This is a genomic window from Mariniflexile jejuense, assembly GCF_042675665.1.
GTDB classification, from domain to species: domain Bacteria; phylum Bacteroidota; class Bacteroidia; order Flavobacteriales; family Flavobacteriaceae; genus Mariniflexile; species Mariniflexile jejuense.
The window spans coordinates 26,011-40,457 of sequence record NZ_JBHTJI010000001.1 but is presented as its reverse complement, the minus strand read 5'-3'; the positions used below and the strand labels follow the sequence as shown (position 1 = coordinate 40,457).

Sequence of the window (14,447 nt, the reverse complement as noted above, 5' to 3'; positions counted from 1 at the left end):
TAAATGTTAAGTGCTCATGATGTCTGAGACACGCAATAATTCTAAATTTATTTTTGTTTTTCCTTTAATTGCTTTTTCTAAAGGTGTTAGTTCCATTTTACCGTTTAGCAATCCTACCATGTAGTTTGTTTTACCTTCTAGTAATGATTCTACTGCTTTTACACCCATTCTACTTGCTAAAACACGATCGAAACATGATGGTGCGCCACCACGCTGCATGTGCCCAAGTACTGATACTCTTACATCGTAACCTTCCATATTTTGATCTACAAAGTCTTTAAGCTCAAAAATATTTTTACCTATTTTATCGCCTTCAGCTACAACAACGATACTTGAAGATTTACCAGATTTTCTACTTCTATTTAAAGAATCTACTAAGCGTTCTAAACCTAAATCTTCTTCAGGTATTAAAATTTCTTCAGCTCCACCAGCAATACCCGCATTTAATGCAATATGCCCTACGTCACGCCCCATTACTTCCACAAAGAAAAGTCGGTTGTGTGAACTAGCGGTATCTCTAATTTTATCAATAGCATCAACTACAGTGTTTAATGCTGTATCGAAACCTAAGGTATGCGATGTTCCAAAAATATCATTATCAATAGTTCCAGGAATTCCTATAACTGGAAATCCAAATTCTTGATTAAATATCATAGCACCTGTAAATGTACCATCTCCACCAATAGCTACCAAGCCATCTATTTCTGCTTCGACTAATTTTTTATAGGCTTTTTGTCTGCCTTCTGCTGTTCTAAATTCTTTTGATCGTGCCGATTTTAAAAATGTACCACCTTTATTAATGATACCTTTTACACTTCTGGCATCCATTGATTCAAAATCGCCTTCAATTAATCCTTCGTAACCGCGATAAACACCGATACATTCTATATTATGATAAGCACACGCTCTAACTACGGCACGAATAGCTGCATTCATTCCTGGAGAGTCGCCTCCTGATGTTAAAACTGCTAATTTTTTTATTGTTTTTGGCATTAATTCTTCTATTTATCAAAGGTAAAATTAATAAACAAAAATCATATATTACTAGTATTTAGCTATTAAAATGAGACTTATTAAACTATAACGTTTTAGTTAATGACAAAAATAGTAATCAACTTTTAATTTGTACTATTTTACTAAAAAATTACTTTTTATTTATTTGAAGTCGACTTCATTTTTACATAATCTGGAAATACGCTTTTAGTTTTTTCGTCTTCATTTTCAATAGTTATTTCATCTTCTTTTTTGGCACTTTTAAATAAGCTTTGAAGTAATTCTTTGAAGGTATCAAAATCTACACTGTATGATAGTCCGATACCCTGTGTGTAACCTACAGCATCACCAAAATTTCGAATGCTGTTTTCTCTATTAAACACATTAGCTGTTAAAGTCCCATCTTCATTTAATAGAAAGTTAATTTCAACATCACCAGCAACAACTGTTTCGCTTGCACCTGCACCACTAACTGGCACTGCCATTTTTCCATTAATTAAAACGCGATCGCTAATTTGTGTTTGTAATGTAAAACCAACTCTATCATCCGTTTGATAATTAGTGCTATTTTGACCAGCTTCAAAATATGGATTCATGTTAAATTTGCCATCACCAGAACTAAACAAGTTTCCTATAATACCATTGAGTCGTTCTGCAATGGTTCCAGAAAAATTTAGTTCACTTAAACCTCTAGAAAAACCACCGGTAGAAAGTAAATATAGTGCTTGGTTTTCTCGTTCTGCATCAGTTTCTAAACGATATTGAAGCTCTGATTTTAGGGTTGAATTTACGGTTGGAAATTTAAAATCGTAAATTGGGTCTGGTCGTTCTAAATTTCCTGTTAAACTAATATTTAACTCTACAGGTATACTTCTATTTATAGGATTATCAAGTAGTGGCGATGGGTTTGCTTGTGTTTTATAAATTGCTTTCATATTCAATAAAGCATCTAATGGATCGCCTTCCCAAGCAATAGTTCCACCTGGTTGTACCGTGAATTCTTTTTGAATTAAGCCTCCATAAGCAAAATTGTAAACACCTTCAAAAACCGAGAAATCTCCCCACATATTAAATTTTCCGTTGGTATTGATTTCAACTAATAAACCACCACGACCACGACCTTTTAAGGCATGACCTGAATTTTTATCAATAATAATTTCAACCTCGGCGTCTTCGGTTATATCTAAATCAAAATCTAATTCTAGTCCTTTTATGTCGCTGTAAATAGCTTCTTTTCCTAATCGTCTAGCTTCTTTTTCTTCTTTAGTTATAAAATGGATATAACTATTATCACCAAACGACTCGGTATCGCTTAACGGAATTTTAAAAACGGTTCCTGCTTTTGTTTCACCAACCACACTTATTACTAATTGCTCTGTTGGACCTGAAATACTTGCTCTACCACCAACAAATCCTGTTCCATAGTATAATTGGTCTTCGGCTTCTTTGGTATCTAAAACTAATAGTTTTGATGTGTTTAAGTTTAAATCTAATCGCCATTTTGAAAAATTAACATGACTTAAAGAGCCGTTTAATTGCCCTTTGGTTTTGTACTTGGTATCTGTTAATTGAATTTTATTAAACGTGAACGTTTGATTTTTAAGAGTTACTGAAGATTTATTAGCAAATTGATAATCTACATTTAAGTATGGAACGCCTAAACCTGCATTGGTTAACGTTAAATCGCCATTAATACTTGGTTGTTGTAAATTTCCAACCACATTTACTTTACCTGATGCATAACCCCGAATATTAGACAATACGCTACTTAAAAACGGATTTAATGGTGCCAAATTAAAGGTATCGAAATCTAAATCGATATTAATATTTGATTGATTTCCGTTTACGTTTATATCGCCAATGGCTCTAAATGTTTTATTTATATCATCTTTTATACTAACATCTACGTTGTAATTGGTTAGATTTTGGTTGCCTTTTATATTCGCATCAAACGAGCCAAAATCGAAATTATTCACTTTTAAATCGTTTATTACTATGGTTGAATTAGGTAAATAGCTGCCATTTTTTTGAAGCAAATCTAACTTACCATTTACGCGTCCTTCTAATTTTAAACTATCAATATCTGGAATTATTTTTGCTAAATCGACGTTTTTAAAATTAAGCTTTATATCTTTTTGGGTAGAATCTTTTAAGAAACCGGACAGCTTTATTTCTTCATTGCCATGGTTAATTTCAAACTTATCTATATTGAATTTTGATAAATCTTTTGTGAAAGAAATTTTATTAAAATTATCTTTATTATTATTTATATACCATTTGTGATCTTTGATGGTTACATCCGATTTTTTAAAACCAACTACCGATTCTTTATTTTTGTTAATGGTATGGTAAAAACTTAGGTTGAAAATATCATTATTCTTTTTACCGCCTTTAAACTCCGAACGCATAAACAAGGTATCGTTTACCGTTACATTAATTAAGCTAAACTTTGAAACGTTGTAATATTTAGTTTTTATACTATCAACCTCTACATAGGTATTAAACAGTGGATTACTATTATCTACTTGAAGTTCTATATTATTAGCAAAATAGTCTAGTAATTTAATTTGTGGCGATTTAAACGTAAGCTTAAATTGTTTTTCATCACTTTCTACACGACCTCTAATAAAGGTATTTTTACCTAACTCAATTTCTGGATAAAAAACTTCAACAATTTTATTATAAATTTTGAAATTGAAATCGACACTTTGGTTGGTTTTAAGTTTGTGAGGTATATAATTTGTGTAAATATGTCCTATAGAATTTTCAAACAATTTTTTCAAATCTTTGAAAACGAAACGCCCTTTAAGTTCGCCATCTATAATATCGGGCGATTTTATTTCTATAAATCGAATATCATCTTCAAATCTGGAAGTTAAATCTAATTTATCAAAATAATAGCTATCGTTTTGGTTTTGATATAAGGTATTTGTGAACGATATTTTTCCGTAGGCATCATCTAAACTACTACTATTCATGTTCATTTTCACATGACTTTCAAAAATAGAAATAGAATCCTTTTTTATAAAATTTAAAGCATTTAGGTTGGCATAGTCAACTTTGGCTTCAAAATCGTATTTTTTTACTGCTTCAGAAAAATCTACTAATCCTAAAAAGTTTAATCTCAAATTTTTATCATTAGCTATTAGGTTTCCATCAAAAATTTTGTTTCTAACGTTGCCTACAACTTTAATGTCGGTGTAGTTGTAATTATTATACATTACCTCAAACACTTCGCCCGTAACCTTTGTATTTAAATTTGCAGCTGTAAAGCCGTAACCATTAACATCAAAATTTAAGGAAGCTGTTCCAACGGTTGGGTCATTTAAAAATGTACCAAAATCGAAACCTTCAAAAGCTATTTTGCCGTTGTAGGACGCATTATCGATATCATTTATTTTAGTGATTTGTAAATTTGAATCTACATAACCCAATTCGGTATCTATAAAAACGTTTGCGTTTACGGTTGAAGCTGTAACTTGTGAATTTCCAACGATGTTAAATTTACCTAATTTATCAAACGACGACGGGATTGAAGCTCCCAAAATATTTGGTAATAACGCTTTTAAATCTTGATAGGTTGATGCTAACTTTTTAAACCTGGCATCCATGTAGAAATTATTAACCTCCTTATTAAATAGGTTTTTAAAATAAAAATCGCCTTCAACTTCGGTATTTGAACCAGAGGTTAGTATTAGGTTTTTAGTTTTTAAATCGTTTAAAGTTCCATAAACATCTACACTTATATTTGCTGTTTGGTTTTTTCCGAATTCATTATAAAAAACATTAATTTCATCCAATTTTATATTAGAATCTTTAAAGTTGGCTTTAACTTTAACTTTATCGGTAAAATATTGTAAATCTTCGCGTTTGTATTCAAATTTCAAGTTTCCTTTTAATTCTGAATGTTGTGTTTTTGCATCCAATTCAGCAAAGGTCATACTTGTAAGTGTGTATTTAAAATTGGTCATCATATTCTTCATAATCAAACCTCTACTATCATTAAATGCCAAGGTGTTTATTCGTGCACTTACATCGCTACCATTTATTAAAAAATTGGTGGCGTTAATATTTAATTTGGTAAACTCGAGTAATTTTGTGGATTCTCTGTTTTCATCTAGTAATCTGAAAATACCGTTATAAATTGATACATCACTAGACGACAAAAGGAATGTACTTGTAGATTTTCTGGGGTTATCACTTTCAAATTTATTAACAAAAACATCTAAATTGGTTTCTTTTTCACCTTTGTATGTTTTTATGTTAAATATTAAATCTTCAACATCAATATCACCAAAGGTTAATTTTCCATTAATTAAATTGTTAATACTTATTATAGAAGTGTTTAATTCTGCAATATTAATAAGTGTATCTTTTTTATAATCTTCAATGTAAATATTTTTAAGCTCTACATCACCATTAAATTGCAAACTAACTTGACTAATGTTTATGTTGGTTTTAAACTCTTGGTTTAAGCGTTTTGTGGCATACTTACCAAGACTTGTTTGAACTGCGGGAATAGAAAGTACAAGCACCAAAATGATGAAAAGCAGTAGTATGATACCTACTATTTTATATGCTATTTTGAATAATTTTTTGATACTTATTGTATTTTTGAATTTATTAAGAATGGCTTACACTTTCTTAGCAATTTTTTATTTTAAACTATTGACTAAGGTAAACTACATAAACTAATTTTTAACTTCAATTAAAAAATATAATTAAGTAGTTTTGCATTTACGAATAAAAGTACTGTATTAGACTTTAATTCTGATTCAAAATTAACAATTATTATGCCTAAAATTTAGTAATGGCTTCACAAAATATTTATATTCTAGGAATTGAATCGTCGTGCGATGATACTGCAGCTTCTGTAATGCACAACGGTCGTATTTTAAGCAACGTTATTGCAAACCAAAAAATACACGAAGCCTATGGCGGTGTTGTACCTGAATTGGCTTCTAGAGCGCATCAACAAAACATTGTTCCGGTTGTGCATCAAGCTTTAGAAAAAGCTGGAATAACTAAAGATCAGTTACATGCCATAGCTTTTACGCGTGGTCCAGGACTTATGGGTTCGCTTTTGGTTGGAACTTCATTTGCAAAATCGTTGGCGTATGGTTTGGATATTCCTTTAATTGATGTAAACCACATGCAAGGGCATATTTTAGCGCATTTTATTGATGAAGACGGTTTTAACAAACCGCCATTTCCGTTTTTAGCTATGACTATTTCTGGTGGACATACACAAATAGTAAAGGTTGACAACTATTTTGACATGACCGTTATTGGAGAAACAATTGATGATGCCGTTGGTGAAGCTTTTGATAAAAGTGGGAAAATTTTAGGTTTAGGTTATCCTGCTGGACCAGAAATTGATAAACGTGCCAAATTAGGAAACCCAAAAGCCTTTAAATTTACCAAACCTAAAGTTGACGGTTTAAACTTTAGTTTTTCAGGATTAAAAACTGCTATTCTATATTTTATTCAGAATGAAACCAAAACGAATTCTAACTTTATTGAAGAAAACCTAAATGATATCTGTGCTTCCATTCAATACACTATTATTGGTATTTTAATTGATAAATTAAAGTTGGCATCTAAACAAACGGGCATTAAACATATTGCCATTGGCGGTGGTGTTTCGGCAAACTCTGGTATAAGACAAGCTTTAAAAGATGGTGAACAAAAATTTGGATGGACAACCTACGTGCCTAAATTTGAATTCACTACCGATAATGCTGCTATGATTGCCATTGTGGGCTACCTAAAATATTTAGATGGCGATTTTGCTAAACAAAATGTGGCTGCTTCGGCACGGTTGAAGATATAAAAGAATGAAATATTCAAAAGCGTATTTCTGGTTTGTATTCACTGCTATTATGATTTTTAGTATTAGCATGTTTTATAAAACCAGTGAAGATGTGATTGTTTTAAATAATCATGATACGTACTTTGTAATTTCAAATTTCGATGCTTCGATAATTTTTGCTTCTATATTTGCTTTAATAGGTTTTGTTTATTGGTTTTTAAGTAAAACAAGCTTAAAACTAAACATTTTTTTAACTAAAATCCATTCTATAACAAGCATTTCATGTGTTATTATGTTTTATATCGGCATACTTTATTATAACAATATCAAAACAGAAAATGAATTTCCATTGTTCGATGATACCATCGATAACAATTCTTTTATCACTTTATTTTTTATTATTTTTTCTGTTATTCAAATACTATTCATTATCAATCTATGTAATTCAACATTAGCACATTTCTACTTTAACAATAAAACTAAAAAGTTGTAAACAACCAATTCTTAAAAACTTATTTCATTTCCATTATTATTATGTATCAATAATTTTAAATTTGAATTGAATTTAAATCCCAAATCATGACAAAAAACCTACTCTTTGCTGTACTTATTGGTACTTCTACAATTTTAAATGCCCAAAATTCAACCGAAAAAGAATTAGAAGGTATTGAAACGCCAGAGCAAATTAATAACTACCTCGAATTAAAGAAATCAAAAGACAACAAATTGATTACTTTTAATGAAGAAAAACACAAAACAATACTTGCGGGCGAACTTTTTAAACTACCAAAAGGAGGTATAAAAACAGTAACATCTAACTTTGAAAAAACCATTTACAAAGTAGTTGAAAAAACAAAAACAACCTATTACAGAGCATCTTACATTTATTTAGATGGTTCAAAATATAATTTAACCGATTTGAACACTCTAAGAACAAAACTAATAAACGAATATAAAAATGGTGCGCCTTTTGACTTTTTAGCAAAACGCTATTCTATGGATGAAAACGCCAATAAAGGTGGCGATTTAGGATGGTTTACACAAGGTGAATTGTATGCAACGTTTGAAAATGAAATTATTAACAAAAATCATGCTTTAAATGCTATATTTACAGTAGATATTCCTGAAAACAACTGGTATTACGTGGTTTTAAAAACACACGAACCTAAAGACATTTCAGAAATTAAAGTATTAAAAATTGTTGAAGCTATAAATTAATGCAACTTTTTTACAATCCAAACATAAACGAAAACACCACGCAATTTTCTTTTGAAAAAGAGGAAAGCAAACATATTGTAAAAGTACTTCGTAAAGCTGTTGGAGATACATTGCACATTACAAACGGTAGCGGTTGGTTATTTACTGCTGAAGTTGCTATTCCTAACATTAACAAATGTGTTGTAACAATCATAGCTAAAGAAAAACAACAAAAACATAATTATAGTTTACATTTAGCAGTTGCACCAACAAAAATGAACGACCGCTACGAATGGTTTTTAGAAAAAGCTACCGAAATTGGTATTGATACTATAACACCAATTATTTGCGACCATAGTGAACGAAAAATCATTAAACCCGAGCGTTTTGAGAAAATTTTACAATCGGCTATGAAACAATCACTAAGTTGCTACATGCCGAAACTTAACGAAGCTACTGCTTTTAAAGAGTTTATTTCACAAGATTTTGAAGACGATTTATTTATAGCCCATTGCGAAGAAACCGATAGAAAATCGTTAAAACAGCAACTAAAACCAAAACAAAATATTACTATTTTAATTGGTCCTGAGGGCGATTTTAGCTCAAAAGAAATTGAATTAGCAATTAAAAACAAGTTTATACCAGTAACTTTGGGCAAAACAAGGTTGCGTACAGAAACAGCAGCAATAGTTGCATGTCATAGCGTTGCATTTACAAATGAGGTATTATGAAAAAAGCTATTTTACTTTTAACTTTCAACTTACTACTTTTAACACTATCTGCACAAGAAATAGCACTTATTAAGTATAAAGGTGGTGGCGATTGGTATGCAAACCCAACAGCATTACGCAACCTAATTGTATTTTGCAACAGCAATATAAATACAAAAATAACTGCAAAACCACAAGATGTTGAAGTTGGTAGTACCGATTTATTTCAATACCCGTTTGTGCACATGACAGGACATGGAAATATTTTTTTTAGTGAACCTGATGCTGAAAACCTTCGGAATTACTTAATATCAGGCGGTTTTTTACATATTGATGATAATTATGGATTTCAACCTTATATAACCAGAGAACTGAAAAAAGTGTTTCCAAATAAAGATTTGGTTGAACTTCCTGCAAACCATCCTATTTTTAATAATGCTTTTAAATTTCCAAACGGATTACCAAAAATACACGAACATGATGGTAAGCGTCCGCAAGCATTTGGCATTTTTAATGAAAACAGATTGGTGCTTGTTTTTACCGTAGAAAGCGATTTGGGTGATGGTTGGGAAGACCAAGAAGTACATAATGATCCTGCTGATGTTAGAGAAAAAGCCTTGAAAATGGGTGCTAATATTGTAAAGTATGCTTTTGAAAATTAGATAACCGCTAATTCGCAAATTTTTATGAAAGATATATTTATTGCCTTAATTGAATATATTTTTGATTTAAACACAAAAGAAGAATTTAATTTTAGAATAATTGGAGTCATAATTCTAAAAATCATAATACTACTTTTAGCTTTTTCAATTCTATATTGGATTATAATATTGGTTAAAAAATAAAAATATTCGTGTATTAGTGGCAAAATCTACTAAACACCGCACAACTAAACAACTAACAATAAGTGCAACTAACCCATTACAATACCAACTTTTTAAAACGTACATTTCCAATAATTTTAGTTTGCGATAATGTTACAAACGCACCAAATTTGGGAAGTTTATTTAGGATATCTGATGCCTTTGGGGTTGAGAAATTGATACTTTGTGGTGAAACTATTTCAATTGGAAGGAAACTAACAAAAACATCTAGAGCTACTGAAAAGGTGGTGAATTTTGAAATATACGATAATGCTTCAAAAGTAGTTGATGATTTAAAAAATAGCGGTTATCAAATTATTTCACTTGAAATTACATCGTCAAGCAAACCCATTCATTCTATAAAATTTTCTAAAGAAAAACCTATTGCATTAGTTGTTGGTGATGAAAATTTTGGTGTTTCTGAAGCTATCTTAAATACTTCAGATGCTATTATTCATATTGATATGTATGGGCAAAATAGCAGTATGAATGTGGTACAAGCTACTAATATTGCTTTATATGAAATGACTAAGCAACTTTTGTAACTGTTTTTATATATTTACTAAATGAATTCAAACACTATAACCAACGGTATTTTAAAAGCAATTGCTATTGTTTGTGGTATTGTGCTGGTATTGTGGCTATTGTACAAAATAAAATCGGTTATTGGTTACATTGCCATAGCCTCGGTTATTTCGTTAATTGGCAGACCAATTGTCCTGTTTTTAGAACGACGTTTAAAGTTTAAAAACACCATAGCTGTTATTGTTTCCATGGCTATTTTAATTGGAATATTTGTAGGTTTGGTATGGCTATTTATTCCATTGGTTGTTAAGCAAGGTCATAATTTAGCCTTACTAGATATTGAACAACTACAAACCAATATTGAAGATTTGTATGTTGAAATAGTAACCTATTTCGATTTATATCAAATTGATATTGAGCAATCTATAAAAGAATCTAACTTACTCTCAAAAATAGATTATTCGCTTATTCCAAATTTATTAAACTCAATAATTAGTGGTTTAGGAAGCTTTAGTATAGGTTTGTTTTCAGTGCTTTTTATATCGTTTTTCTTTTTAAAAGATAGTCGTTTATTTGAAAGTGGCGTGCTTACTTTTATACCAGATAGTAAAGAAAAGCGCTGGAAAAATTCATCTACAAAAATTAAAGATTTACTATCGCGCTATTTTGTTGGACTTATTTTTCAAATTTTAATACTATTCATAATTTACACTATTGGATTGTTAATTCTTAATGTAGAAAACGCTATAGTTATTGCCTTTTTATGTGCCTTACTTAACCTTATACCCTATGTTGGTCCACTACTTGGTGCTTTTATAATGTTGGCTTTAACCATGACTAGTAACCTTGGTGAAAGTTTTAGTACTGTTATTTTACCAAAAACAATGTGGGTTTTTGTTGTGTTTATTATTGGGCAATTAATTGATAATTTTCTTAGTCAACCCATTATATTTTCAAAAAGTGTAAAATCGCATCCGTTGGAAATATTTTTAGTAATTCTAATTGCGGGCATTCTATTTGGAATAATAGGTTTAATTGTTGCTGTACCAGCGTACACAGCAATAAAAGTAATTTTAAAAGAGTTTTTATCGGAAAACGAAATTGTAAAAAAGCTTACTAAAAATTTATAGTTTCATTTGAATAAAGCTATTTTAAATACTGATATTCAAGAATTTATAAATAAAAATTTAAATTCCAACATTGCATCGTTACTACTAAAAGGAACCTCATTTTCTTCGGTTGAAACAAAAGATATTATTGAACAAATTGAAGCTAAAAAACGGTGCGAAAATAAGCTTCCTACATGGTTTCATTGTAAGGCTATTTACTATCCAAATAAGCTTAATATTGAGCAAACATCATCTGAAATAACTGCAAAATACAAAGCTAGTTTAATACAAGGTGAATCACTTATTGATTTAACTGGAGGTTTTGGAGTAGATTGTTTTCAGTTTTCAAAAGTATTTAAAACGGTTGCACATTGTGAAATTAACGAAGCTCTTTCTGAAATAGTAAATCATAATTACAAACAATTAAATATTCAAAACATTACAACGCTAAATGTTGATGGTGTTGCATATTTAAAAACCAACAACAAAATTTACGATTGGATTTATATTGACCCATCAAGACGACACGATAGCAAAGGCAAAGTATTTTTTCTAAACGATTGTTTACCAAACGTACCAGAACATATAGATTTACTGTTTAAACATTCAAAAAACATTTTAATAAAAACATCACCTTTACTCGATTTTTCAGTTGGTATTAACGAATTAAAACACGTAAAAGCCATTCATGTAGTTGCAGTAAACAATGAAGTAAAAGAATTATTATGGGTTTTAGAACATGGTTTTGAAGCTGACATTTTAATTGAAACCGTAAATATTAAAAAAGACACTAGCGATTATTTTAAGTTTTTACTTGAAAACGAAAAAGTTGCTGAATCGAAATATAGCAAACCACTAGCCTATTTATACGAACCCAATAGTGCTATTTTAAAATCAGGCGGATTTCATTCAATTACAAATAAATTAGAGGTTTATAAACTGCATAAACATTCGCATTTATACACTAGTAGCAGTTTAATTGATTTTCCTGGTAGACGATTTAAAATTGAAACCTTGCTACCTTATAACAAAAAAACAATTAAAAATTTAGGCATAAACAAAGCCAATATTACTACCCGAAATTTTAGTGAAACGGTTGAACAACTACGCAAAAAGTTAAATATAAAAGATGGTGGTAATGATTATCTTTTTTTTACTACCGGTTTAGACGATAACAAAATTGTTATTATAGTTTCAAAAGTAGATACTACTTAATCTATGCAGTTTAATTTATCAATAAAAAAGGTTTTATAGTCTATATCTACTATATTTCTAGATAGTTTTGTGCCTTTTAAAAAGATTGATTTAATGGGTGAATTTTTTAAACTCCTAATTTGCGAATTAGATATATTGCCTTTTAAACTAAATTCGCCACAATCCATATCCCAAGAATGGTAAAATGTTATTGTTTGGTTATTTTCAAGAGTTACTTTTACAAAAGACCTATTACCTGGCAAATAACTAGTACAACCTAAATCTTCAAACAAATTAAAAAACACATTTTTAATTTTACCACGTTTAAAAAGTTCAACTGTTAAATTTTTTGAGAGTGTTTCAGGGTTAATTCTAACAATTTCAACTCTATCAATTGGGTCAAATTCATTAATAGAAAAATCACAAGTATTTGAAGTTTTATCTATCCTTTTAACTTTTGGTTCTTTTACATCAACTTCCTGATTTTTTAAACTTGTCTTTCCTTCTGCTTTTTTTGTAGTTTCAGCATATAATTTAGCTATAGAATCTTGTCTTTTTTTCTGAATTTTTAAGGCTTCTTCTTTTTTTGCAAGTTCTTTAAGAGCTAACTGACGGTTTGCTTCTTCATTTTCACTTACAACTTCTTGAATATGTTCTTTTCGCTTTTTTTCTGCTTCTATAGTTTTAATACGTTCTCTTTCTTGATAGGCATAAAATAAGTCTGTTATAGCATCCGTAAAAACTAAATATTGAGAATCAACATAACCAGTCCAATCTTTATATTTCACTTTAAAAATATCTTTTCCAAAATAATCGATAACAATACATGGTTCATTACTTTCAAAATGCACTAATACTTTAGAAAAATTATTAAAATTTTTATACAAGATGCCTTCTTGTGAAAATTCAGTTGAAATGCTCGCTTCTTGTGAAAACAAATTAGCTGTAATACTTAATGATATTACTAAGAAATAAACGTATTTATTTAAATGAATTCTTTTAAACAAGAAGGTTTTCATTATTAACCCTGATTTTTTTTCGAAGATACATATAAAAACAAAAAAGCTCCACTAAAAATTAGTGAAGCTTTTTGTGAGCCCTTCAGGATTCGAACCTGAGACCGCCTCCTTAGAAGGGAGGTGCTCTATCCAGCTGAGCTAAGAGCCCTCAACACGATAAACAAAGTTTTTGTTTTCGGTGTGCAAATATAAAATTAACTATAATTCTAACAAAGATTATTCTTTATATTTTTTAAAACAATTATTTTTTATTTTTTTTAAAACCGTAAAGTGTTAAAAATAGGCTCGATACTTATTTCATTATGCATTTGTAAATATAAGTCCATATCTTTATATACTAGAAAAAGCTTTTAAATGATAAGTGAATTAAAGGATAATTATGGGTATTTGTTTGAAGATGCTCTACTAATGGAAATAAATAGTGTAGGTACTTTTAAAGAAGTTCCGGAGGGTTATCAATTAATGAATATTGGCGATTACATTAAATCGATGCCATTATTAGTAAGTGGTGCAGTAAAAATAATGCGTGAAGATGATAACGGTGATGAGCTTCTACTCTATTTTATAGAAAAAGGTGATACTTGCGCCATGACTTTATCTTGTTGTATGGGTCAAAAAAAGAGTGAAATTAGAGCAGTTGCAGAAACCCCAACAAAACTTATTATGATTACTGTTGAAAAAATGAGCGAATGGATGGGTAAATACAAAAGTTGGCAAAATTTTATTCTTCAAAGCTACCACGATAGAATGACCGAACTTTTAGAAGCCATTGATACAATAGCTTTTTTGAAAATGGACGAACGCCTTTTTAAATACTTAAAAGATAAAGCTATGGTAAACCATGATGATATTATAAATGTTACCCATCAAAACATAGCTTTCGATTTACATACATCAAGAGTAGTGATTTCTAGATTGCTAAAAAACTTAGAGAATGAAGGAAAAATAACCCTTCACAGAAACAGCATTAGAATCTTACAAATCTAATAGTGTTTGTAACTATTGTTACTTTAAAAAACTATTGT

The 14,447-nt window shown here is 29.9% G+C and carries 11 protein-coding genes and 1 tRNA gene; 8 read left to right on the top strand and 4 right to left on the bottom strand.

The genetic code is table 11. The features are described from left to right. Positions 1 to 6 precede the first annotated feature (6 nt). Entirely contained in the window at positions 7 to 993 is a 987-nt protein-coding gene (gene pfkA / locus ACFQ1R_RS00175) for a 6-phosphofructokinase (RefSeq protein WP_379924049.1), read from the bottom strand. Positions 994 to 1,151: 158 nt separating this feature from the next. Continuing rightward, entirely contained in the window at positions 1,152 to 5,528 is a 4,377-nt protein-coding gene (locus ACFQ1R_RS00170; protein WP_379924048.1) for a translocation/assembly module TamB domain-containing protein, read from the bottom strand. A 275-nt stretch (positions 5,529 to 5,803) separates the two neighbouring features. Here ACFQ1R_RS00170 and tsaD point away from each other — a divergent pair, with 275 nt between their 5' ends. From tsaD to ACFQ1R_RS00135, 7 genes are all read left to right on the top strand, one after another. Next, positions 5,804 to 6,826 (top strand): tRNA (adenosine(37)-N6)-threonylcarbamoyltransferase complex transferase subunit TsaD, encoded by a 1,023-nt coding sequence (gene tsaD, locus ACFQ1R_RS00165; protein ID WP_379924047.1) that lies wholly within the window; start codon positions 5,804 to 5,806, stop codon positions 6,824 to 6,826. 558 nt (positions 6,827 to 7,384) lie between these two features. After that, positions 7,385 to 8,023, top strand: a complete 639-nt coding sequence (locus ACFQ1R_RS00160) for a peptidylprolyl isomerase (RefSeq protein ID WP_379924046.1) — start codon at positions 7,385 to 7,387, stop codon at positions 8,021 to 8,023. Beyond that, the gene (locus tag ACFQ1R_RS00155; RefSeq protein ID WP_379924045.1) at positions 8,023 to 8,733 is read left to right on the top strand and encodes a 16S rRNA (uracil(1498)-N(3))-methyltransferase; all 711 of its coding nucleotides are present in this window, start codon (positions 8,023 to 8,025) and stop codon (positions 8,731 to 8,733) included. Before ACFQ1R_RS00160 ends, ACFQ1R_RS00155 begins: the two co-directional genes overlap by 1 nt. Then, a complete protein-coding gene (locus tag ACFQ1R_RS00150) occupies positions 8,730 to 9,374 on the top strand; it encodes a DUF4159 domain-containing protein (protein WP_379924044.1) in 645 nt (214 codons plus the stop codon). Before ACFQ1R_RS00155 ends, ACFQ1R_RS00150 begins: the two co-directional genes overlap by 4 nt. Positions 9,375 to 9,619: 245 nt before the next feature. Further along, on the top strand, positions 9,620 to 10,120 hold the full coding sequence (locus ACFQ1R_RS00145) for a TrmH family RNA methyltransferase (RefSeq protein WP_379924043.1): 501 nt from the start codon (positions 9,620 to 9,622) through the stop codon (positions 10,118 to 10,120). Positions 10,121 to 10,141: 21 nt separating this feature from the next. Then, complete coding sequence (locus ACFQ1R_RS00140; RefSeq protein WP_379924042.1) at positions 10,142 to 11,230, top strand: AI-2E family transporter; 1,089 nt, start codon at positions 10,142 to 10,144, stop codon at positions 11,228 to 11,230. A gap of 6 nt (positions 11,231 to 11,236) precedes the next feature. Beyond that, positions 11,237 to 12,424: a THUMP-like domain-containing protein gene (locus tag ACFQ1R_RS00135; RefSeq protein ID WP_379924041.1), complete on the top strand. Its 1,188-nt coding sequence runs from the start codon at positions 11,237 to 11,239 to the stop codon at positions 12,422 to 12,424. Here the strand turns inward: ACFQ1R_RS00135 and ACFQ1R_RS00130 are convergent. After that, positions 12,421 to 13,422, bottom strand: coding sequence for a hypothetical protein (locus ACFQ1R_RS00130; RefSeq protein WP_379924040.1), 1,002 nt, complete (start codon positions 13,420 to 13,422; stop codon positions 12,421 to 12,423). The genes ACFQ1R_RS00135 and ACFQ1R_RS00130 overlap by 4 nt on opposite strands. 74 nt (positions 13,423 to 13,496) lie before the next feature. Then, positions 13,497 to 13,570: transfer RNA gene (locus ACFQ1R_RS00125), tRNA-Arg, on the bottom strand. Positions 13,571 to 13,776: 206 nt separating this feature from the next. Here ACFQ1R_RS00125 and ACFQ1R_RS00120 point away from each other — a divergent pair. After that, entirely contained in the window at positions 13,777 to 14,409 is a 633-nt protein-coding gene (locus tag ACFQ1R_RS00120; RefSeq protein WP_379924039.1) for a Crp/Fnr family transcriptional regulator, read from the top strand. Positions 14,410 to 14,447: the final 38 nt, after the last annotated feature.